This is a genomic window from Nitrospira sp. (genome assembly GCA_029194675.1).
Lineage (GTDB): Bacteria > Nitrospirota > Nitrospiria > Nitrospirales > Nitrospiraceae > Nitrospira_D.
On the sequence record JARFXP010000001.1, the window covers coordinates 706,955 to 730,065 of the forward strand.

Consider the following 23,111-nt stretch of genomic DNA (forward strand, 5'->3'; position numbering starts at 1 on the left):
CGTGTGGTGTGAGTGCTGAGTTATGAGTTTTCCGAGGTCCAAACACTCACCACTCGCCACTCGCCACTCGCCACTAAAACTGGGCCTGCTGGGTGGAAGCTTCAATCCTATTCATAATTGTCACCTGAGCATTGCTCATCACGTACATGAATGGATGCAGCTCTCCCAGCTTCTATTCATCCCGACCGGCGACCCACCCCATAAACAGGGCGGCTCACTGGCGCCGGCGAACGTTCGCGTTGACATGGTACGTCTTGCGATCGCTGACAGCCCACTTTTCATGGTATCGGATATCGAGATACAGCGAACAGGAAAGTCCTACTCGATCGATACCGTCCGCTCATTACAGGACCACTATGGCCCATACACAGAGCTGTTCTTCGTCATTGGTCTTGACGCGTTTCTTGACTTCCCTACATGGAGAGAACCGCACGAGCTCTTAAAGATCTGTCATTTCGTGGTGGTGCCTCGGCGTGAGCGATCGTTCCAGGCGCTGGCCGAGATGCCGTTGCTTCCAAACCTGGATCCACTGGCCCTTGGCCAGCTCGACACCGGCGTTCAGAATCGACTCGACATCGTCATCCCTTCCTGCCCGGGGATCACCTGTCTGGCCCTTCCACCCTGTTCGATCTCGGCCTCAGAAATTAGGCGGCGAGTTCGGGATGGACTATCGCTGGCAGATATGTTGCCCCCCTCGGTAGAATCCTATATACTTCGGCATAGCCTTTATCAGGAGGATAGCGATCTCACGCGCATCTAAGGCCACCGCCCTGGCCGCAGCCATGGCGATGCTCGACAAGAAGGCTCTTGATGTCCAGGTCCTCCATGTCGCCCCGCTTACGTCAATCGCCGATTACCTGGTCATTGGGTCGGCTGAATCCGACCGACAAACACGCGCAATCGCTGATTCCGTCAGAGAAGCGCTCTCGCGCGTGGGCCAACGCCCACTGAGTCTCGAAGGCACATCCTCGGGCCAGTGGGTCCTGATCGATTTTGGCGATGTTGTCGCCCATGTGTTCAGACACGACACGCGTTCGCATTATGCCCTTGAGCGCCTGTGGAGCGACGCCCGATCTATCCCGGTTCCAGATAATGCATCGGCTTCAGCCACCGCACCGAAGCGACACATGATCCAGAAAACGACTTCACGGAAGATGGTCTAGGCCATGTTCAAACTGCTGGTCACCATTTTTCTCATCAGTGCCGGTGTGTTCATTTACAGTTATTTTCGCGAGTTGAACCCGGGAACGGTCGTAGTCCATACCGCGCCTGGTGCCGAGTTTGAGCTCAGTCCCGTCACACTTGTGTTGATTTCCATGGCATTGGGAGCGGTGCTCGCGACCCTTGTGGTAGGGCTGCAGCAAACGGCGCACTTGATTTTAAACTGGCGTAGTAGCCGTCTCGTCCGTCGCAAGGAGAAGGTCGATACACTTCACCGAGACGGAACCCATGCGTTCATGTCGAAGCGCACCATCGAGGCGATTACTCTCTTGGAGAAGGCACTCGCCATCGATCCCAACAGGGTCGATTCACTCCTATGGCTGGGCAACATCCACCGATCGGAACAGAATTATCCTGAGGCAATCCGGCTCCATCAGCATGCGCAACGGGTGGACGATCGGAACATCGAAGTCTTGTTGGAATTAGGCAAGGATTTGGAAGAAGCCAAGCGTTACGAGGAAGCGCTTCAGACGCTCCAGAAAATTCTCAACATTGAACCGGATAACCTGACCGCGCTCATTCGAAAGCGTAATCTCAATATTCGTATGGAGCGGTGGAGTGAAGCGCTTGAGATTCAACACCGCTTGCTCAAGGCCAATCTTCCCACCCCTGAAAAGCAGACGGAGGCGGCACTGCTGATCGGATGCATGTATGAAGTCGGCCGTCAACTGCTCGAACGTGGACATCCCGACAAGGCTCGTCGATACTTCCGAGGCGCCATCAAGAAGGATCGCAGTTTCCTGCCCGCTTATATCGGAATGGGCGAGATCCTGCTCCATGAAGGCAAGACTAAAGATGCCGTCGAAATCCTCAAGAAGGTCTACTCACGGACTCGAAGCGTGATTATTCTCCATCGGCTGGAAGAACTCTTCTTGGAACAGGGCGAGCCCAGCGAAATCATTCGGGTCTATCAGGAGGCCTTACAGCAAAACCCGCAGAATCCGGTCCTCCAGTTCTATCTCGGCAAGCTCTACTATCGGTTGGAAATGGTGGATGAAGCGTTCGACCTGCTGTCGACGATCGAAGGGCCACAAGACCATCTGTTGGACTATCACAAGATCATGGCCAATCTTTATTTGCGGAAGCAACATTTCGAAGAGGCCATCACCGAATTGAAGAAGGCCCTCAGCTTCAAGAAGCGCGTCGTCGTCCCTTATATCTGCACACAGTGTCAGCAGGAATCCGTCGAGTGGACAGGCCGCTGCCGCCGCTGCGCCAAGTGGAACACGCTCACCGCCCTCCCCTGGCTTGAAGCCGGACATACCGCTATCGGATCAGCCGGAGAGCCTAATTCCGTGCGTGCTGTTCCCTATCAAAGCATTGCTTCTCCCTTTGAAACCGTGTAGGTTTCCCGCCAGCGTCTGCTGATTACTTGACCTGGTGTGTTTGAGGAACCTCTCTCTTCGATTCAATACATCGGCAGCCCAGCAGATCATCACCACATCACGACTTTTTGAGGATCTCATGACCTATATGACCTTGGCAGACAAAGCGCTCAACGACGAATCCCTTACCAGATCAGAGTGCCATTCCGTCTTGAATGCGCCGGATGACGAATTGCTCGCATTGTTGCATGCAGCCTTTCAAGTCCGCTCCAAATACTTCGGACGGACCGTCCGCCTCCAGATGCTCCAAAATGCCAAGAGCGGAGCCTGCCAAGAAGACTGCCACTACTGTTCACAGTCTTCGATTTCAACGGCACCGATCGAGCGCTACAACCTGCTCCCACAAAGGCAGATGATCGAAGGCGCGCGACAAGCCGCCGCCTCCAAAGCCCAGCGTTATTGCATCGTCATCAGCGGTCGGAGTCCGTTGGATCGGGAAATCGAAGAAATTGCCGGAGCGGTGCGCTCCATTAAGGCAGAGCTCCCGATTCAGATCTGTTGCTCTCTCGGCCTAATGAATGAATCTCAGGCTAAACGACTAAAAGCCGCCGGTGTCGATCGAGTGAACCACAACCTGAACACCAGCGAAGCCTTTCACTCGTCGATCTGCACCACCCACACCTTCCAAGACCGACTGACTACCATCAGGAACGCCCGCGCAGCGGGGTTGGAAATCTGTTCAGGGGGCATCGTCGGCATGGGCGAAAAGGATGAGGACGTGATCGAACTGGCGATGGCCCTGCGCGAGGTGAAGCCGGATTCCATTCCTTTGAATACACTGCATCCGGTCGTCGGCACACCGTTGGAAAAGTGCGATCAACTCACGCCTCAGCGCTGTCTGAAAGTGCTCTGCCTCTTCCGGTTTCTCCATCCTCGCACGGAAATTCGCATCGCGGGCGGTCGCGAACACAACCTACGTAGCCTCCAACCGTTGGCACTCTATCCGGCGGACTCAGTCTTCGTGAACGGGTATCTCACGACGCCAGGAGCACCAGCCCCAGAAGTATGGGGCATGATCAAAGATCTTGGCTTCACCATCGAAGTCGATTATCAGCAGCCAGTCGCCAGCTGATTGACTTCGTTGTTGCTGTACAAGTAGCCTGTTATCGTCCAATATCCGTGGACACGAAGGACTTCTATCGTCGCTCGATAAGCACCCACAGCTGGAGCATTATTTGAGCCGCATCATCTTCCGCATCCATGCCATCAAGCGTATGTTCCAACGACAGGTTTCAGAGGAAGACGTCAAGCAGGTCTTGGCAACGGGAGAAATGATCGAAAGCTATCCCAACGATATTCCATACCCCAGCAAATTATTGCTGGGGTGGCGGGGAAGTCGCCCATTGCATGTAGTCGCAGCAGATAATGTTCAAAACGATGAAACCATTGTGATTACGGTGTATGAACCGGACTCTCAAGAGTGGGAAGCCGGATTTGCACGGAGGAAACCTCGATGAAATGCGTCATCTGCAAAACCGGACAAACGAAACCTGGAAAGGCAACGGTCACGCTAGAACGCCAAGAAACGACACTGGTGGTGAAGAATGTCCCAGCAGAGGTGTGTACGAACTGTGGCGAGGAATACGTGGACGACAAAGCAGCCTCACAGTTGCTTAAAACCGCAGAAGAGGTGGCCCAAAGAGGCGTTCAGGTGGACGTTCGATCGTACGAAGCGGCATGATTCAGAAGCGTGTATGAACGTCATCGAACCAAGAATCGAAAAGCTCTTCGTCGCCAAACAAAAGCGCCGGAGTCAACTTGCGGACATGCCATTCCATGAAAAAGTGCGAGCGATCGTACAGTTGCAGAAAATGGCAGCGCCTGTACTGCGCGCTCGCGGCAAGCACGTCACCGTCTGGTCACTCGACGATAGTTCAAACAAATGACCGCCGAGCCATATACACTTTTTGCCGACACCTGGTCGGTCTATGAGAATTCAGGCGATGCTCCACGGCTGCTGGAGGAAGGCCCATGAGGAAAGCAACAAGGAAGAAGGAGACCAAAGCTTTTTCAGAGGCTGTTGGGCGCGCCCTGCGGCGAGCTGCCAAGGCGGCTCGGAAAACCGCCAAGATGTATGGGACACCCATCTATGTGTGGGAAAACGGCAAGGTGGTGGCGAAGAAACCATGAGATTCCTGCCTATCGCCCACCAGGCCTTTCTCACGGACTTGGAAGGCCTAATAGATCAACGCGTATGCCAGACCAATTTTGTGACAACTCGTGGTCGCATATCACCGCCGGCTCCATCAGGACCACTCTGAATCCGACAACCGACAAGATGTCTGGCTACTCAACTTCACAAATGGAATAGTGATGAATCAGGTGGAGAGTCCGACAGAGAACGATTTCACTGACAACTGTTTCCGATAGTCTGTTGCTCAGCTGAGCAGGCGTTCAGCAGTGTGTCCGCTTAAGCAGGTGAGCGTCGAGTGCCGTAACTGGTCTGCACGGCTTCTGTTTACGTAACAATGCGGAGAATGAGCGCGATGGCAAAATACGACAGTGCTTCTCTAAGCGCTGCGTTCGATGTGTTCATCAGCTACAGTCGCGTGGATGTCAGACTCGCCCGAGCGTTGCATGCGGCTCTCGAGCGCTACCAAGTTCCCTCGCACTTGTCTCGCCCCAGTCGCCGGATATCCGTGTTCCGCGACGAGACCGCTATGAGCGGCACGAGGTACTACGAATCCATCGACGCACACCTACGGCAATCGAGGAAGATGCTGCTGATCTGCTCTCCAGCCGCCAGGCGCAGTGAGTTTGTTTGCGACGAGATCAGGCGATTCCTTGGCACCCATTCGATCAATGACATCGTTCCTGTCATCGCGTCGGGTTGGCCCAACAACGAGGCCCCGTCCGATGATCTCAAGGCCTTTCCCGATCTTCTCGGCGACATGCCATTAGCGGCGAACCTGTCAACATTTGAGCCACGGCGGCATCGTTTGCAGGATCTTGACTGGAGCGAAGCCTGGCATCTGATCTTGGCAAACGTTCTTGACGTCGAGCGTGCTACATTCGAGGTTGAAGTCAATGTAAGTCATGAACTCGGGCGAGCTGAAGCGCTTCGGCTCTGGGAGCTCGCAAGCACAAAGAAGGGAGATGAGAACCTGGTAGAGGCGTTGCTCCACGCTGCGGCAGCGCACGCGATCATGCCCGACTCCGAGCTTAAGATCAGCCTGGGAATCGCGACTATAGCTTTGTTTCCTCGCATTGTGGTCGACCGCGTGTTGACAGTCGACGCACCGCTCCGTGGTCTTCGATTCAACCGGGACGGTTCGCAGTTAATCGGGTGGAGCGCCAGTGGCAGGGTGCAGCTAATTGACGTCGTTTCCGGCAAGGTGCTCGCCAGCGCGATTCATCCAGGCGAGATTCTGAACGCAGCCTTCCTGCACGATGGCTCGGTGGTGACCTACGGTGGGGGAGGAATAACCATCATACAGAAGTCCCTCGACGTAGTTACATGGGATGCGCCATTCTTCATCGCTCGCGTGGTCGAAGCTCCTATCGGCGATCTCCTGGCGCTGACCGGCCCGCAAGGAGAGGTATGTCTGTGGTCGAGACGGCTCACTGGGCCTATCCAGGTCAAGAAATTCTGGGGAGACGATCAGGCGCTCGCGCTGTTTAACCATGATGGGAATACCCTTCTGGCCACAAACGGTTCATCGGTGCTTCAACTGGAACATACGGGTGACCGGAGTTGGATCCAACTCCCAACCAAGTTCGTGGTCCATCAAGCCGTGGCGCCGCTCGGATCGTTCCTGGTATCCGACTCGGAGAGCATACAACTGGTCGCGTGTCTACCCGAGTCAGTTGAAGCAGCTACAATGATGGTGGCCAAAAATACCGCACAAGTGGTTGCCGCCAGACTTGGCCCCAACCTGACAAGACTCTGTTGGATTGACCAGAGCCACGTTCTCTATTCACGTGACTGGTTTGTGTATAGAGATGATGACGATTTGGACCGAGATGCGGATGACGGCAGGATGTTCGTTCGAATCAAACCAGACCAGCACGACCTCGAGTTCTGGAACGGCGATGCTGTTGCCGTTGCGTACGGTGATCATACCATTTGCGCTTTAGCTGCAAATGGGGAAATGCTCTGGGAGCGCGAATTCGATCATTGCACAGCATTGGGCGGGTTGAAGGTACACTCAGATCTTGGCATCCTTTCTCGAGTCGATTCCAAATTGAGCCACACCACGTATATCGACCTCGCCGACGGCAGCGTCCTTGAAACCAGGCGTGCGGTGCGCCCCGCCGGATACGTCGACAGCTGTAGTGCCGGTCAGATTGCGGCAGCGAGTGGCGAAAACTCACTGCGTCTCGCTTCATTGCGTCGCCGGCGGGCAGATGAAGCACTGAGACGCTACTATGATGTCTCTCATATCTTGCAGGTCGGCAACCGTATTCTGGCCGCCTTCGAACAGCACGACCGTACTCTACGAATACTGGATGCTGTGTCGGGTGAACCGGCGTTTCCGGTGCTCAACACTGTGATGCAGATCACAGACATTCTGATCACTCCCGACCATCTCACCGCGTTGACCTTGGATATGCAACGCCGACTCCACCTGTGGCGCCGGCACGGCTTCGAGGCTCAACAGACTCCCTTGCCGTTAGGCGTCCCGGTAGAAAAGACGTCTGTAACGGAGGCGGGCGATCTTATTGCCGTTGCAACTGGTGCTGATATCTCGATCATGGCAGTTGACGAGAGGGTCGAAGTCGTGAGCAGCATGGTGCACGCCAAGGACGAACGGATTATGCACCTTCAACTGGGTCCAGCGGGGGCCACACTGGCGTCTGCTTCACAGAATGTCGTTCGTCTATGGAATCCTAGGACCGGTCGTCCTATCAGTGATTCAGTTATATTCGAAGCGCCTGTTGTCGCATTGGGTTTCACGCCGCCCGATGGACATAAGCTGGTCGCATGGAGCTTGGACAACTCGTTCGTGATCATAGACGTTATGACCGGCAAAGCTATCCGGCGCGTGCACCCTGGCCCTGATACCGTGATGGAAGCAGGTATCAAGATCGTGACCATGAGCTCTGACGGGTCGCTGCTCTTCACGGCTGGGGCTGATCGGAGTATGCGCATCTGGGATGTTGCAACGGGTGACGAAGTGGCCGAGCCGGCTGTGCATCCCTTCCGGCTGGCAGGGATTGCGGCCTCCGATAACGTCGAGCGAATACTCACGTGGGGGGCGGATGTTGTTTCGACCTGGAACCCATGGAGCGGCTCCAAGGCAGGACCGGACATAGAAGTTCCCGATTTGGTGTCCAGTGCCTTTTGGACGCTGGACAATGCCCGCGTGGCCGTTATGGAAGGCACGTCACTGAGCCTCTTTGATCCGGAAACGTCTCTGTTGGTGGCCGGGCCATGGCATCACGGCGGCAAGGAGTTTTCCGCACGATTCGTTGACGATATGCTGGTCACCTGGACCAATGATGGACTGGCATCCGTTTGGGGATTCGAAAGCGCAAAAGGCGTCATCGATTGGCGACCGACTAGCGAATATGTCACGAGTGTTGCGTTCGATATCAATCGACGAGTCTTGTCGCCATTGAATGGCGCCGAGCATGCTCGCATAGACATGTCAACCACTCGTTCGGTGCTTAATTTAGTCTACGACCGCAGGGAAATGTCGCGTGCTGTTGCAGTGGGCCGATTCCTGTCAGCTCGCCCACTCACGGAGGCAGCTGTTCACGATCTTCTCGTTGGTGAGCAGTTGTTCGACCTGCACATGAGCCCGGTTGGCCGTATCTATCCAGTTGAACCGTTTAGTGTTAGTAATCTCCAGACCGGGGGCCGAGATACCGTGGTGATCCAGCGGTCCCAAGGTCTGATGTGGCAAGTGCGCGGATCGGATCGCCTCAACTTCGAAGGTGCGGTAGCCTATGTCCGCTCCATGAATGCGGCTAGATTCGCCGGCTTCGACGATTGGCGGTTGCCGCGGCTTCATGAAGCCGCGGCAACGTTGTCTCCGACGCTCACCGGACGCCTTCATATCGTCGCCGGACTGGGCGAAGAAGAGGACATCTGGACCAGCGACACCATCGACGGCACGAACCGATGGATCGTTCACTATCGCGCGGGACGAGTCGGTCCCGTATCGGCCGACTCGGTTCACTTCGTTCGGTTGGTGCGAAGCTACGACGCGCCCATGAGCGAATAGACTCAACCTAGCGAAAATAACTGCCACCTATGAAGAGGATGAAAAGGTACCGCGTGTCTTTTATACCAATGTCAATCACGAGCTGGTCAGTGATGGCTGATGTTGGTGGTATCGGGGCTGGTCAAGCCAGCTGAGGGAAGCGCTATTAGGAGTTCCGTTGTTGCATCCGTTTGATCGAGCAGTAGAGCGCATAGCCTTGGGCCACCATGCCGGTCACGAGTAACCCAAGTGCGGTCTGAAGCCAATGTAACTCAGGGTGATCGAGTCCGTACATTCCGATAACGAACCCGAGGGCAATGGCGATGATTCCGACGGATCGGGCAATGACACCCCTAAGCCACCAATTATCTGTTGACGGGGTTTTGAGAGGCACCATCTTTTCAGTCTACATCCGCGTAGACAGTGAGTTCAATTGCACCTAGTGGACAGCCATATCCGGCTCATTACGGGGGTGGGTTCGATGATCCGGAACCGGACTTCGTGCTCATAGGAGGCCGCAGCGGTAGACGCCTGTTGCCCATCCGGTTCTTGGAGAGGTAAAGAGAAAATAACCCGATCGATCGTTCATGGTGGTCATGAAGACCAAAAATCCGGACATTCTACTTTTCGGAAATCATCCCCCTCCGCGCCCAAAGGTGACCGATCAAGCCGGCTTTGGAGCCGCTGAACCACCCCGTGAGACGATGTCTTTGCCTGGTTGCATTTCTCAGGGATGAGCGCCTAGGCTATGGCTGATGCTCCCCATTTCATCATGACGAATCTGCTGAGGAGGGTGGTCTCCACAATGATGTTCCCACACACTTCTTTCAGCGTGACGCATGTTCTACCGAATGATACCGCGCTATGCGGACTGGTACAGGAGGGCCCGATGGCCGATCTGATTCGCACTGCCCACTATTTCAAGGTGACCATTCCAGATAAGTCAGGGACCTTGTCTCACATGCTGAAGCCACTCCACGACGCTGGAGTCAACCTGCTGGCGGTGCATGCGTTTCCTCGAAATCGTCGCACGCAAGTAGATGTGGTGCCGGAAGATCCCACTACCTTCAAGGATGTTGTCAAGCCGCTGAAGTGGAAAATGCAGGGCCCGAAAGTATGTTTCTTGGTTGATGGCGATGATCGTCCAGGAGCGCTGGTGGGTCTGACTGACCAACTTGCTTCAGCTAAAATCAACCTGACTGCGGTGACCGCTACAACGGCCGGTCAGGGACGCTTCGGCGCCATTCTGTGGGTCAAGACACGGGATATCAAAAAAGCCGCCAAAGTCTTAGGCACGGGATAGACAGACGGATTGCAGGACCCGCTTTGGCTCGCCCGCACGCGACCTCCAGGCATTCGCATAGAAGCGATGTAGCCGGTGCAAGCCTTGCAACCGCTGCGGCAATCACCCCATGATAGTTCTACTCAGCAAATTCATATGGGAACTCAACTCATTCACAGTAGTTGATTTCTTGCCCTCGAAATAGCTTGCCCCACATAGGCTACGAGATCGCCTTCTCGAACCAGTCTCGCAGGATCAACTGTTTCGTCAGAAACAGGGTCATTCCAATTTGGACCGTTGTTCTGGCGCCAAGGGCCATCAGGTGTCCAAGCTTATGTAAGAGGAGCCGCATCATCGAAGACCTCGTACACTATCGAGAGGAGCAACTCTCAGGCCAGGAGCTCGCCGCGAGAAAAGTTGGTGTTGATCGGAATTGACGGGCTAAGACTGCTGGAATTTCTTGGGGAATTGAAGCTGAAGGATAGGAGCCAGCTTGGTCGGACTAACGCACTGTCAGCCGACAACCGAATGGGCTGTATCTGTTTCTTCAACCGGTGTATCGGAACGTATACGAGAGAGATAGCCGGCAGCCTGCAGTCCCCCGCCACAAAGAAGGTCATGAGGCTGACGGTAGAATGCAGGGAGCAGAAAGAGGGAAAGGCGGGAAAGGGCGGCGGAGGCGTCTCGGAACAGGCAGCTATTTCTTCACCCACTGCCCGGAGGACGACCGAACAATATGACCGGACTTGGAACGATTGTGTCTTCACTGATCCAGCAGTGGACGGCTCGGAACTGCGAGCCCTCCAAACTTGGATTCTGCTGGACAGCCTGGACCGTCTGCCCCTAACCAATCCCCACATCGACGTCGTTGATGGCTCCGCTCAAAGTTGCCTGTTCCATAGCTCTCCCTCCCATATGCTGAGGTGCATGAGGCGTTGCGGAAAGAAAACCTGGTCGGTATTCCAGCAGAATACTTCCCGGCTCATACCTGCACCCGTTCGAGTGATATGCGAGCAAACACAGCACCACAAGGAGGTGCGGCCGCCTGCAGCGAGAAGTAGGTTCGCTGGAGCAACGCAAGTGTTAACGGTTGTACGCAATTCCAAGGTGCCAACGATAGGGTTCTCGCCAGGAAACAGTAGCCGACCAAAACCCTGGCGCTGGTTCCGACCAGTTGCATCCAGTGGAGCCAGGCCAACGGCTCCCATAGCCCCGCCAGCAACAACACCAGATAGGCTATCCGCACCTGTACGGGAAAGGCAGTGAGTTCATGCGTGAGACTCCTCACATGAATGATCTGAATGACACAGAGCGCCATCGCCAGGTAGAGGCCCGGCTGCCAGCCGACAAGCCCTGCTGCCAACAGCGCTACAGTCAGAAACCAGTACCACCAGCCGAGATCATATGTTTTCGGCATCGCTTGCTCCTTTCTGCTGCTCACACCGATGCAGGTGCTTACAGCAGCATCGATGCCAGAACGTCAACTTCGATGAAACCGGTGGAATATCAGGCGGATTGGAACCGGAAAGCCGAAACGGGCGGTTCACGAAATCTCATGACTCCTGAAATCTCACGAGAGAATTTGTGAAATTTGGCAAGTCCACGCGAAGACAGTTGTGACAAAGTGGGACAAAAGAAAAGGAACGGCTCGAAAGAGAATGTGGATTCAGCGGGGTTTCTGAATCTTCAACGCTTTGATACGTGATGAAATCGTTGAGGCGTTGAGTCAGAGTAATGACATCGCGCCCCTCTCACCGGAAACTTTCCACTTGGCGGCGTCGGGTACACGCAGGATATTGGTTCGTTCTAGTTGAGTTCTCTTGCCGGCAGGATTTGGCCGCCCGGCGAGCCGTTGTTCAAAATCCACCAGTCACGCGCAAGATAGATCCCGGATACTGGCGCAACCCCATGCGCCGTCATACCGAGCTGTCTTCGTCAGAATTTCAGGGAGTTTTCGCCACCGTTATGAGTCAATCGCTAATCGTCACCCTTAAAGAAGTCATGACTCAATCTCGCCTTGAGCCTGCGCCGCAGCGATGCGCTCCTTCAGCAGCCGTACGTTGACATTGTTGTCGATCGCCGCCTGGATGGCCTCACGCAGGCTGATCCGGAGCTCAGGAGTGGCCGATCCCGGCGGCTCCTGCGCGTCGGCGATTCCGTCACCACCGCCCAAGAGAGGAAGGAAGAGAAGGAAAAAAGAACTGACAAGCAATCGGATTGAGAGACGACGCACTCTTATCCTTTGGAGAAGCACCATTACAGCTCTCCATGTCCTACAGGGGAAATCCCAGTCTCTTGCAGAAAGCCATATCCACTCGCTCAAACCGAAACTCCTTCTGCCCGCACGCGATGAGTGACCGCTTCTCCGTTTCCCATCGCAATTTCCGCGGAAGGGCGGCCAGATTGGGGCATTTGTCCAACAATGCGGTAGTAGAGCAAGGGAATCACGAACAGTGTGAGTAACGTCGAAGCTCCTACGCCAAAAAGGAGAGATACAGCCAGCCCCTGAAAGATCGGATCGAAAATGATCACGAAGGCGCCCACCATGAGCGCGGCTGCCGTCAAGAGGATCGGTCTGGTACGGATCGCGCCGGCCTTAACGACCGCCTCCAGCAATGGAACACCCGCACGCTCTTGAAGCTGGATGAAATCCACGAGCAAAATCGAGTTCCGAACGATGATGCCCCCGAGGGCGATGAAACCGATCATCGACGGGGCCGTGAAATACGATCCTGTCAGCCAATGCCCCGGCAGAATGCCGATCAGCGTGAGTGGAATCGGAGCCATGATGATCAGCGGCGTAAGAAAGGATTGGAACTGCCCGACGATCAGGATGTAAATCAGCAACATGGCAACAGCAAAGGCGATACCCATGTCGCGGAACGTCTCATAGGTGATCTGCCATTCCCCATCCCATTTCATCGCGATCTTATCTTCCGACCATGGTTGGGAAGTGTAGTATTGTTCGATCCGATATCCTTCGGCCGGCCGATAGTCTTCCAGTTTCTTGCCGACTCCGAGCATGCCGTACATGGGACTCTCCGCCTTCTCTGCGCCAGGTCCTCCCACGTCGGCCGTCACATAGACCACGGGTTTCTGGTTCTTATGGTAAATCGCTTTGTCCTGCACGGTCTGTTCGACCGAGAGCAATTCGGAGAGCTGGACAAGCCCGCCGCTCTTCGTCCTCAATCCGAGTTCCCCGAGATGTTCGAGCCCCGTTCTCTCCGCCAACGGAAGGCGCAGCATGATTTGCACCGGGCTCTTCTCTCGGGGAATATGGACGAGCCCGACTTTCGTTCCCTCCAACGCCATGCGCAAGGTGTAGACAATCTCCTCGGAAGAAATTCCGGCGAGCGCCGCTTTCGCCTGATCGACCGTGAAGACGTACTTCACCTGATCCGCCTCAACAGAGTCGTCTACGTCGACAACCCCCTGCGTAGACTCGAACAGCGCTCGAACCTCTTTCGCGACGGCAAGTTGCCGGCCATAGTCGGACCCGTAAATCTCCGCCACCAACACCGATTGGACGGGCGGACCAGGCGGCACTTCAACGACCTTGACATTCGCGCCATACTGACGGGCGATCTCTTGAATAGAGGGACGAATCCGCCGCGCGACGTCATGGCTCTGAGCCCGCCGTTCAGCCTTTGGTACCAAGTTGATCTGAATATCCGCCTCGTGCGGCAGCGACCGCAGAAAGTAGTGGCGCATCAGGCCGTTGAAGTTGAATGGGGAAGCCGTGCCGACGTAGGCCTGGTAGTTCCGAACCTCAGGAAGGGTGCGGACATATTGCGTCAGAGCCTTAGCGGCCTGGGCGGTTTCCTCCAGCGTCGTCCCTTCCGGCATATCGATCACCAACTGAATCTCACTCTTGTTGTCGAACGGCAGCATCTTCATGACGACGTGGCGTGTGTAAAACAAGAGGCAAGACCAGACCAGCAGGAGGGTGATCATGCTCAAGAAGGAATAAGCTACGTACGGCCGGAGCAACAACCGTGAGAGCGCCCAACGATAGAGGCGTGCCGTTAAGCCGGTTTCATTTTCATCGTGATCAACGCCTTTAGCGGCAGCCCCGGGACGGTAACAGGTTCGACAGAACCACGGAACTACCACGAAGGCGACGAGCAGGGAAAAGAACATGGCGATGGAGGCATTGATGGGAATCGGCCTCATGTAGGGGCCTATCAAACCGGATATGAACGCTATCGGAAGGAGCGAAGCGATGACGGTGAAGGTCGCCAGAATCGTCGGGTTTCCGACTTCATCGACCGCATAGATGGACGCTTCGTCATGGGGACGAAGGTGCAGCCGCAGGTGTCGGTACATGTTCTCGACGACGACAATGGCATCATCCACCAGAATCCCGATGGAGAAAATCAGGGCGAAGAGCGTGGCTCGGTTGATCGTGTAGCCGATGAGCATGGATGTAAACAGTGTCAAGGCAAGGGTGAGCGGAATCGCAACGGACACGACGAGGGCGGGGCGCGGTCCCAGCGCAACGCCGAGGAAGAGGACCACCGCGACGACGGCGGTGAACAGGTGCCACAGCAGTTCGTTGGCCTTCTCTTGCGCAGTCTCCCCGTAATCGCGTGTGATGGTGACGCGGACATCCGACGGAACCGTCACACCTTTCATGTCTTCAACTTTTCGGATGACCTGCTCGGCCACGGTTACTGTGTTGACGCCACCCTGCTTGGCAATGGCCACGGTCACGGCGGGGGATTCGTGAGGCGTCCGGCGAGAGGCGTCAGACGAGGCATCACCGGCGCCGAGACCGAACCAGACATAGTTCGTCGCTTCGGCCGGCCCGTCGAGGATCTCCGCCACTTGTCGCAGATAGACCGGTCGTTGATCACTCACGCCGACGACCAGGCCTTCCAGGTCTTCGCGCGATCGAATGAACCGACCCGTCTCCACAAGGAAGTTCTGATTGCGGTTGTCGAACCGGCCCGTCGGCAAGGCTCGATTCTCCCCGCGAATGACCGCCGCGATTTGCAAGGGGGTCAGCCCATAGGCCTTCACCCTTGCCGGGGCTATCTGCACCCGCAGCTCTCGCGCCCGACCGCCGACGATGAAGCCCCCGGATGTGCCGGCAACCTTCTTGGCTTCCTCCAACACCTGCTCGGCCAATTGATGCAATTCGAATTCGCCATACTGTTCGCTCGACAGGGTGATCGTCACAATCGGGATGTCGTTCACGTCCTTCGGCTTGACCACAAAGGGTTCGGCCCCCGGTGGCAACAGGTCCTGATTCGACATCAGCTTATCGTAGAGATCGACCAGACTCTGCTCCATCTGCTGGCCGACGTAGAAGCGGACGATGATCAGCGCGCCCCCTGGCCGCGAGATCGAATACACGTACTCCACGCCCTTGATTTCGGAGATCTTGCGCTCGAAGGGCTTGGTCAGCTGCTCTTCGACAATTTTGGCGGAGGCGCCGGGAAAGGGCAGCCAGACGTCGGCCATGGGGACGACGATCTGAGGCTCTTCTTCACGCGGCGTGACGACGACCGCAAACAGGCCCAGCAACAATGCCCCCGCCATAATGAGCGGCGTCAGCTTGCTCCCGATGAAGAGGGCGGCGATGCGGCCCGAAAGGCCGGGACGATAGTTCGTCATTCGTTCACCCTTATTGAGTTGAAGGTTTCACGTAAGAGAGCCCGCTATCAGAAACCTGAGCGACAGAACTCCCACCTTTTGACCAAGGTGACTGACAAGACACGGTACAGGGTGTCGGAACGGCTGGTGAGGCTGTCGTATCGACGATCTTGACTGCCATGCCATCGATACCGCGGGTCGCATCGAGCAGCACGGACTCGCCGACATGCACACCGGACAGGATTTCGACCTGTTGGTCGAGCCGCCGACCGACTTTGACCCAGCGAAGGCGGCCGATCTGATCCGAGCCAACGGCAAAGACGCTCGTGAGTTCACCGCGTTCGACGACGGCGGTCCCTGGCACGAGAATCGTCTTGCTCGTTCCTTTATCCAATTGGAATCGTCCGAACATGCCGGTTTTCAGCCCCGGTTCAGCAGGCAAGTCCACTTTCACGGTGAACGTGTGGGTTTGCGAATCGCCGGCCGGCAGAATTTGACCGACGACGCCGTCCAGCGCTTGTTCACCCAAGGCGTCGATGACCACAGCAATCTTGTCTCCGAGAGATACCGATCTCAAATCTCCCTCCGCCACCGTTGCTTTAAGCCGTAGTTGTCGGGGATTTTCCATTCTCAATAAGAGCTGTCCCGGCGAGGCCAATTCACCTGCTTCCACCATTTTCTCGGTAATCACGCCGTCGAACGGCGCTTTGACCATCGTATAACTCAGCTGGGCGAGCACTGTCGTACGGTTGGCTTCCGCTACCTTGTAGGCACGAGTCGCATTCTCCATCTCTTGTTTTGAAACGGCATCTTGGGCGTACAATTGGTTCATGCGGTCGAGCTGGGCCTTCGTGTTTTCTACTTCCGCCGTGGCGCGCGCCAAGTCGGCCCGTACGTCGCGGTTATCCAGCTGAATAAGCGTCTGTCCCTTGACGACCGGCGTGCCTTCTCGAACGAACAGTGTGTCGATAGTTCCTTGGATGCGACTGGAAAGCGCAGCCTGGAAGATCGCCGCCACCTGGCCGGTCACTTCAATACGAATCGGCACCGAAGTGTGTTTGACCTCGACAACCTCAGCCTGAATAGCCTCCTGTGAAGCGGCCGAAACCACCGCCCTGCCGGGCTCCTCCTTAGACCCACAACCGGCCAGTAGAAACGTCGTTGCAATTAAGCATCGTGTTGCTATCATGTTTGATCCTGCTTCAGCTCAAAGAAATCTGAGCCTGATGTTCAGGTTGAATTATCGATAGGCGCAGCCCCGACCTGAATCTCAGGCTGCTTCCTGTTCTGCTACTCCTGTCATTGCCAAGATCCCGAATCGTCATCGTGGTCCCGCTCCTTGCTGTGAGTGATTGACGCGGTGCTGAATTCCTAGAGCAGCATCGATGCCAGGACAATGAATCGATGATGTTATGGAATTTCCAGAGGTTGGAGGATGGACCGGGCACGATGGGGGTCTGTGAGATTTCACGATACGTGAAATCTCACGAGAGGATTTGTGAAATTTCGCAAGTTCTCTTGCAGACAGCTGCGACGGGATTGGACGAAAGAGAAGTGACGATTCGAGGAAGAATATGGGTTCAGCGGGGTTTCTGAATCTTCAGCGTTTTCATGCGTGACGAAAGCGTGGAGGCATTGAGTCCGAGTAATGACGCAGCACCCTGTTCACCAGAAACCTTCCACTTAGCCGCGTCGAGAGCGCACAGGATATTGGTTCGTTCTATACATAGCGTCTTAAATAATGCCGCATAGTCTTTGCAGTACAGCATTGGGTTTGTGCCAGCGATCGAAGCAGGTTTCGACCGCCCTGACCAACTCGCCCAGCGATTCGAAGAAACGGTTGTGCGTGGCCATCCGGCGGGCCAGCTTCCAGACTCGCTCGATGGGCGCCAGTTGCGGGCTGTATGGTGGCAGGAAGAGGAGCGTGAGCACCGGCGATACTTCCGCAGCAGGGGCGCCAGCAGCACAGCATGGTGGTCCTTGGCATTGTCCAGCACGATGACCATGCGCGTTCCGCGCGCGCGATGCCGCAGCAGGGTCTTCAAGAAGGCCTCAAACGTCAGGGCGTCTAACTTCTCGCACATGGAGCGAACAAACTTCCCGCTGGCCAGGCTCACTGCGCAAGCGTCGATATACATCTGGCACGATCCTCATGCCGCAATGGTATGAACTCAGATGCAACGTCGTTTCTCACAGCATGAGGGTCTTCTGTCCGGGTTCCTAAAATTCGGGACATCACATTCTCCCGCTGCTTCATCGAACGGGTCACTCAACAGGGCCATGAAAAGCGCTTACGCCAAGACAGTCTATCGTCGGAAAATGAACAAGGCGGCAAATTTTGAGCTGGCGCGACATAAAATATTCTGAACACCATCGCACCCGATGTGACATTGACCGCATCGCTTACCGCAAGAGGCTTGATGACATGAGTCGTCGGGTCCACTTCAGCATAATGATGTATTTTTGAATTGATCCATGAGAAAGAGCTATCCCCACCTGGCTTTCCGGTCAACCCCGCGGCGATGCGATACGGCCGAGTTGTGCTGCAGATTGAAGCCCCTTCCGACTTCACATCTTTAATTATTTCTCCTTGCGAGGATTCTTGAACATGTGTCCATGCCCAGGGATGATCCAATCTGCAACTGTGACTATCTTGTTTCTGCCTTGTTCGAGTTTGCCTTGGTTCCAGGCCACCGGATCTTTCTCCGGAGTCATATCTGGAAACCACCAGAGGTGGGTCATAACATAGATGCCCTCAGGAGTCTCCACGAGTAGGGAAGCATCCTCCTCACTATGACCAGGTGTCCGTAACACTCTGACACCAGGAGCAATCTCGTAACCGTCCTCATGATCACACCACAGATCTCCCTTATACCGGCCCCAAAAGTCTACGACTTCAGCATTGGGGAATAGCGCGATGTTTACGGTGTGGTCTATGTGATGGTGGCTAATAAAGATATGGGTCACGTCCAACGGAGAGATCGACGCTTTTTTAAGTGGGTCCAGAATAAGCGAACGGTCTGTGACCATGCCTGGATCGGCCACCACAACCGCATGATCGCTCTGGATAAGGGTAATGGTACTTGCGACGCGTCTGGCACCATCATCCGACGTGAAGGGAATGAGTTTACGCCCCTCAATGGGTTGGGCATACCCTGGAGCAAGCACAGTGACTTTATTCATGCTGATTCCTCCCCACCAGTTAAAGTTACCTAGTCGCCAATTAGGCTCACAAGAGAGCCTTCTCCGACAGAGCGGCTGTTGCACCATCGCAGAGGGCTAACCGCTGGGCTCACCAACCCGCGGAAGCAGACGAAGCCCTGAGCGAATCTGGTGCACAGGGGCTTTGGATGACCCCGCCGGGGGACACAGCTCGCCAGACCCAATGGGTCACTTGCGATCTACTCCATGCTCGACTTGACGTTCAAGGTCAGCAGCATCGAAGCTGCCGAGTGATTCAGCGATCAAGCCGTCATCACCAATCCGCCACTCTTCAAATCCACTAATGCGCACGCGTTTACCCGTTTTATTATGGGTGCCTTCCAGCGTCCACTGATAGATAATCTTTTCGTGTCTCTCAACGAGATCATTCATATAGACCTTGACATCTGGGAAGGCAGTCATGAACCCCTGTGCAGCTTGGGTGATCGCGCTTCGGCCCACTGACGAGGTGCCTCCATTGATTGTAAGCGAGCCACCAGCAGCAAAGAATTGCGCGACACTGGCAGCATTCTGGCTGCACCAAGCGGCCGTGTATCGTGCAGCAAAGTCGCGAAGTTGTGTGATTCGTTCTTGCACCATAATTTCCTCCCTCAGTTGATGAGCATAATGAAGCCTTAAGTTTGCGACATCGACCTATTGAATATCCTGATCCTTATCGTTGTATCTATGGGCACAGCGAATCCAAGCTACGCTATGTTGCCCTTCCCACCGGATACTTTTCACTTAGCAGTTTCCAATTAGTCTGCGACATTCCATTCTCACAAGGATTCAGACTTTCTTCGGAAGTATCTCGCCGGATGTGGTACAGCAACCGAAGCGACTGCTCGAAGGGTGCTTCATCCTGGTCGGTGCGGACTCTGGCCAGAGTGGACTGGTCATTCATCGGTCGGGATATGCCTCTGAGTGATAAACATTCCTTCCATAGTAGGTATCGCGATCACTTTGTTGCGCTAGGTGTCATCTTGCTGGTGGTGAGCAAATTGGGTGGTGGGCCGATGGGCTCAAAGTTCTTCAGCAACGGCACATCGTCTTTGTTCACCCACATCACATCATGATTGTAGCTGCCATGCGGTCCCCAGCTACCATGGAATTTCTTGCCGTCAGGCGAGAAGGCCCAGCACATATCTTCGCCGGCTGTATTTATCGTATCGCCGAGGTTCAATGGCTCTTGCCATTCGCCTTTCGGATTCTGATAGGAAATCCACATATCATGTCCTCCCCGCGAGCCCATGTCCGGACGCGTACTGGTAATGATGAGGCTTTTCCCGTCCTTTGACAGGCCGGTCCAGTGCATATGGTCACGATAGGCCGAATTGATGCGTGGGCCCAGACTCTGGGGTTTCTGCCAGACACCATCCTTCTTCTCGACTTTCCAGATGTCGCTGTCTTGGGTAACCCCGGGTTGTTGATTGTTGAAGTAAATCAAGCTGTCGGAGGCAATAATCGGACAGTGCTCCTCGCCGGTGGGTGTATTGATGTGGGGAAGCGCCGGGACATCGTTCCAATTTCTGGCCGGTTGCCAGACGCCGTTCATTTTTTGTGTCACGTAGAGATCGCCGGTCGAGAGATTGCCCGGCTCGTATCTCGTGAAATACACGGCGTTGCCGTCATCCGAGAGGCTCGGTTCCAGCTCCCACGCAGACGTATTGATGTTCGGACCCACCGTCGGATCGACGCCCGGTCCCAAATGAATCGGGGCTTGCCACGTGCCGTTCACATTGTGAGACATCCAGATATCGAAGTTGTAGGGAACCCCAGGTGATGGAATACTCCCTGGGCGACCGGAGACGAAGATGGCGGTCTTCCCGTCGGCACTATAGGTCATCTCGATCTCCGAGTCCGATGAGTTAATGGGCTCCCCCATGCTCTTCGAGAGTGAGGAACTCGTATTCGCGTGTCCGCTATGCGGCATCTCCATGCCTGACATCGCATACGTCCAGGCAGGAGTGAGAAAAAGTGTGAGCATCGCCATCCAGTGATGAGGAAGTAATTTGTGCGCTTTCATACAACCAACCTCCGTATTTCGATCCTGTACGTTCAGATGCTAAGCAGGTAGGTTCCCCGTCATTCCTTCGCCCGTGCCGTCGCCACAATCGCCTGCATCGATGAGCGGTAGGGGGTGTCTCCACCGGTCCTGGCTAGGGCTGTCGCCACTGCTTCGACGATTGGTCCAGACGAACCGCCGCGTTCTTGAATTTCAGCGAGGACCGGCGCGCCTTCGATCAGCCCAATCGCCAGCGATTTAGCCGTGCCGCTGTAGCACTTCTTCGGGACTGCCTGAATATTGACGTTATCGAATCCGCTCGCAGTCAGCAACCTGCGCAAGACGTCGATATCGTAAAAGCTACACGGCGATTTGAAGAACTGAGGGGGATTATCCGGGAAAAATCCTCTCACGGTCTCGTGTACGATGATGCCCCAGGGATTCTTCTCCATGCGATCCCACACACTGAAGGCGAGCAAGCCTCCTGTGAGCAGGACGCGGCGCATTTCCCGAAAGGCGCGGTCTTTATCCGACACAAACATGAGCCCGAATTGACAGACGACCACGTTGAACGAAGCGGCGGGAAACGGGAGGTCTGCAATATCCGCCTGTTTCCAGTCGATTCCTTCCAGGTCCCTCAGTGTTCTCTGCGCGTAGTCGAGCATGCCGGGATTGATGTCGGTTGCCATCAGGGCCACGGTCGGCTTCAGGCGTGCACGCAGCTGCCGAGTGACAATGCCGGTCCCGCAGGCCATCTCGAGAACGGAGCCTTCCGCGTAATCGTTAGCTACCCGCTCGGCAAGATCTATGGCATAAGGCTCGAACAAAGCCGACCCAAGGTGCCGTTCATACAGGTCGCAAACCGGAGCGTAATCATGTTCAAGAGAATTACTCATCGAACAACCTTTCAGAAAATGTAAGATTCGCCGTCCTCAGGAACCAACACGCGCGAGGTCATGCCCTGTTCGAGAAGAAACGCTCGCAGGTCTTTTCGTGACAGCGTGGCGTGGTTTACTGCCTCCATGTGGCTAGCGATAATGGTTGCGGAGGGAGCGGCCTTATATACCTCGTACACATCATTCTTCCCCATAATGATCGGCTCATTAGGAAGAACTCTAGCGTCGCCACTATTGAGAACAATGACATCGGGTTTGTACTGCTCCAGGTTCTGTTCGACGCCCTTATACCAAACAGTGTCGCCTGCAATGTAGAGCGTTTTCTCACTTGGATGTTTGAAGACGATGCCGCAAACCTGACCCAGGAGATCTCCCATCAGTCCTTCAAGAATCTCACCTCGGCCATGTTGGCCAGGGGTCTTGATCAAGGTAATGCCATCATATTCGTTACGCTCATCGAGTGCCCGCGTGTTGCGAAACCATGACATTTGCATATCCCACTCATCTCTACTATTCTGAGCGAAGGTCAGCATATCTTTGGGAATGACCGTTTTGGCGGTGTCATCCCAGTGATCTTGATGGGTATGGGTTACGAGAACTGCATCGACAGCGAGAATCTCGCTCATGGACAAGGGCAGCTCAACGGTGGGGTTAGCGACATGACTGTTGAGCGTACCTGGAAACCCAGGAAAGCCACCTTTCGCTGATAACATAGGATCGATCAAGAATTTTTTCCCGGCATACTCAACTTTGAGTGTTGCGTTGCGGATCTGTGTGAGTTTCATGATAATGAGTCTCCCCTGCGTGATTAATTCAACCTTCCCGATTGGCTAAGCCGGCATTGCCGAAAGAAAAGCCGGTCGGCACTCCGACATATTGATTCCCAGTTCATCCATGCACCCGCTCAAGCCACAATTGCTGAAACACTTCACCGCAAGGTGGCACGACGGTCTGACGCGAAAGGAACGTGCGTGCGACGAAATCCAAAGATAACGACTGCCGGCGGTTCCAGGATGCCAAGGACAACACTCGCGCCAGAAAACAGTACCCCACGACAACCCTGGCAGTTGTTCCGACCAGTTGCACCCAATGAATCCACTGGAGTGGTCCCCACAATCCGGCAAACAACAGCCCCACATAGGCGAACCGCACCTGTACTGGAAACGAAGTAACGTCTCGTGTCAGCCAGATCACATGGACGATCTGAACAGCACAAAACAACATCGCCAGATACCTTCCTGCAGTCCATCCCAGGAGACCGGTGCCGAGTAATCCCGCCGTTATGAACCAGTACCACCAGCCGAGATCGCGAATCGTCATCATTCTCCTCCTGATACTCATCACTGCGCTGATGCTAGACTGTTACAGCAGTAT

At 55.1% G+C, this 23,111-nt stretch carries 23 protein-coding genes; 10 read left to right on the forward strand and 13 right to left on the reverse strand.

Features of this window, described 5'->3' with window-relative positions:
* Nucleotides 1-22: 22 nt before the first annotated feature.
* The 9 genes from nadD to P0120_03335 all read left to right on the forward strand — a co-directional run bounded on the left by nadD (nt 23) and on the right by P0120_03335 (nt 8,776).
* The gene (gene nadD, locus P0120_03295; protein ID MDF0673358.1) at nt 23-760 is read left to right on the forward strand and encodes a nicotinate-nucleotide adenylyltransferase; all 738 of its coding nucleotides are present in this window, start codon (nt 23-25) and stop codon (nt 758-760) included.
* Between the two features lie 22 nt (nt 761-782).
* Nucleotides 783-1,163 (forward strand): ribosome silencing factor, encoded by a 381-nt coding sequence (rsfS, locus tag P0120_03300; protein ID MDF0673359.1) that lies wholly within the window; start codon nt 783-785, stop codon nt 1,161-1,163.
* Nucleotides 1,164-1,166: 3 nt separating this feature from the next.
* Nucleotides 1,167-2,567 (forward strand): tetratricopeptide repeat protein, encoded by a 1,401-nt coding sequence (locus tag P0120_03305; protein ID MDF0673360.1) that lies wholly within the window; start codon nt 1,167-1,169, stop codon nt 2,565-2,567.
* A gap of 118 nt (nt 2,568-2,685) precedes the next feature.
* Nucleotides 2,686-3,678, forward strand: a complete 993-nt coding sequence (bioB, locus tag P0120_03310; GenBank protein MDF0673361.1) for a biotin synthase BioB — start codon at nt 2,686-2,688, stop codon at nt 3,676-3,678.
* Nucleotides 3,679-3,781: 103 nt separating this feature from the next.
* Nucleotides 3,782-4,063: a DUF4258 domain-containing protein gene (locus P0120_03315; GenBank protein ID MDF0673362.1), complete on the forward strand. Its 282-nt coding sequence runs from the start codon at nt 3,782-3,784 to the stop codon at nt 4,061-4,063.
* Nucleotides 4,060-4,287, forward strand: coding sequence for a type II toxin-antitoxin system MqsA family antitoxin (locus P0120_03320; GenBank protein ID MDF0673363.1), 228 nt, complete (start codon nt 4,060-4,062; stop codon nt 4,285-4,287). The genes P0120_03315 and P0120_03320 overlap by 4 nt, the downstream gene beginning before the upstream one ends.
* A 13-nt stretch (nt 4,288-4,300) precedes the next feature.
* Complete coding sequence (locus P0120_03325) at nt 4,301-4,492, forward strand: hypothetical protein (protein MDF0673364.1); 192 nt, start codon at nt 4,301-4,303, stop codon at nt 4,490-4,492.
* A gap of 85 nt (nt 4,493-4,577) precedes the next feature.
* Nucleotides 4,578-4,736, forward strand: a complete 159-nt coding sequence (locus P0120_03330; GenBank protein ID MDF0673365.1) for a hypothetical protein — start codon at nt 4,578-4,580, stop codon at nt 4,734-4,736.
* Between the two features lie 356 nt (nt 4,737-5,092).
* Nucleotides 5,093-8,776 (forward strand): DUF1566 domain-containing protein, encoded by a 3,684-nt coding sequence (locus P0120_03335; GenBank protein ID MDF0673366.1) that lies wholly within the window; start codon nt 5,093-5,095, stop codon nt 8,774-8,776.
* 145 nt (nt 8,777-8,921) lie between these two features.
* Here the strand turns inward: P0120_03335 and P0120_03340 are convergent, their stop codons facing one another.
* Nucleotides 8,922-9,152: a hypothetical protein gene (locus P0120_03340; protein ID MDF0673367.1), complete on the reverse strand. Its 231-nt coding sequence runs from the start codon at nt 9,150-9,152 to the stop codon at nt 8,922-8,924.
* A 492-nt stretch (nt 9,153-9,644) separates the two neighbouring features.
* Between P0120_03340 and P0120_03345 the strand changes: the two genes are divergently transcribed.
* Nucleotides 9,645-10,058 (forward strand): hypothetical protein, encoded by a 414-nt coding sequence (locus tag P0120_03345; GenBank protein MDF0673368.1) that lies wholly within the window; start codon nt 9,645-9,647, stop codon nt 10,056-10,058.
* Nucleotides 10,059-10,257: 199 nt separating this feature from the next.
* Here P0120_03345 and P0120_03350 read toward each other — a convergent pair whose 3' ends face one another.
* From P0120_03350 to P0120_03405, 12 genes are all read right to left on the reverse strand, one after another.
* Entirely contained in the window at nt 10,258-10,392 is a 135-nt protein-coding gene (locus P0120_03350; protein ID MDF0673369.1) for a hypothetical protein, read from the reverse strand.
* Between the two features lie 627 nt (nt 10,393-11,019).
* Entirely contained in the window at nt 11,020-11,454 is a 435-nt protein-coding gene (locus tag P0120_03355) for a hypothetical protein (protein ID MDF0673370.1), read from the reverse strand.
* A 582-nt stretch (nt 11,455-12,036) separates the two neighbouring features.
* Nucleotides 12,037-12,294: a hypothetical protein gene (locus tag P0120_03360; GenBank protein ID MDF0673371.1), complete on the reverse strand. Its 258-nt coding sequence runs from the start codon at nt 12,292-12,294 to the stop codon at nt 12,037-12,039.
* 62 nt (nt 12,295-12,356) lie between these two features.
* On the reverse strand, nt 12,357-15,656 hold the full coding sequence (locus P0120_03365) for an efflux RND transporter permease subunit (protein MDF0673372.1): 3,300 nt from the start codon (nt 15,654-15,656) through the stop codon (nt 12,357-12,359).
* A 10-nt stretch (nt 15,657-15,666) separates the two neighbouring features.
* Nucleotides 15,667-16,824, reverse strand: coding sequence for an efflux RND transporter periplasmic adaptor subunit (locus P0120_03370; GenBank protein ID MDF0673373.1), 1,158 nt, complete (start codon nt 16,822-16,824; stop codon nt 15,667-15,669).
* A 391-nt stretch (nt 16,825-17,215) separates the two neighbouring features.
* A complete protein-coding gene (locus P0120_03375; protein ID MDF0673374.1) occupies nt 17,216-17,773 on the reverse strand; it encodes a hypothetical protein in 558 nt (185 codons plus the stop codon).
* Between the two features lie 442 nt (nt 17,774-18,215).
* Entirely contained in the window at nt 18,216-18,818 is a 603-nt protein-coding gene (locus P0120_03380) for an MBL fold metallo-hydrolase (protein MDF0673375.1), read from the reverse strand.
* Between the two features lie 207 nt (nt 18,819-19,025).
* On the reverse strand, nt 19,026-19,436 hold the full coding sequence (locus tag P0120_03385) for an ester cyclase (protein ID MDF0673376.1): 411 nt from the start codon (nt 19,434-19,436) through the stop codon (nt 19,026-19,028).
* 358 nt (nt 19,437-19,794) lie between these two features.
* On the reverse strand, nt 19,795-20,862 hold the full coding sequence (locus P0120_03390) for a hypothetical protein (GenBank protein MDF0673377.1): 1,068 nt from the start codon (nt 20,860-20,862) through the stop codon (nt 19,795-19,797).
* A 59-nt stretch (nt 20,863-20,921) separates the two neighbouring features.
* Nucleotides 20,922-21,737 (reverse strand): class I SAM-dependent methyltransferase, encoded by an 816-nt coding sequence (locus tag P0120_03395; protein MDF0673378.1) that lies wholly within the window; start codon nt 21,735-21,737, stop codon nt 20,922-20,924.
* 11 nt (nt 21,738-21,748) lie between these two features.
* The gene (locus tag P0120_03400; GenBank protein MDF0673379.1) at nt 21,749-22,522 is read right to left on the reverse strand and encodes an MBL fold metallo-hydrolase; all 774 of its coding nucleotides are present in this window, start codon (nt 22,520-22,522) and stop codon (nt 21,749-21,751) included.
* Nucleotides 22,523-22,625: 103 nt separating this feature from the next.
* On the reverse strand, nt 22,626-23,060 hold the full coding sequence (locus P0120_03405; GenBank protein ID MDF0673380.1) for a hypothetical protein: 435 nt from the start codon (nt 23,058-23,060) through the stop codon (nt 22,626-22,628).
* Nucleotides 23,061-23,111: the final 51 nt, after the last annotated feature.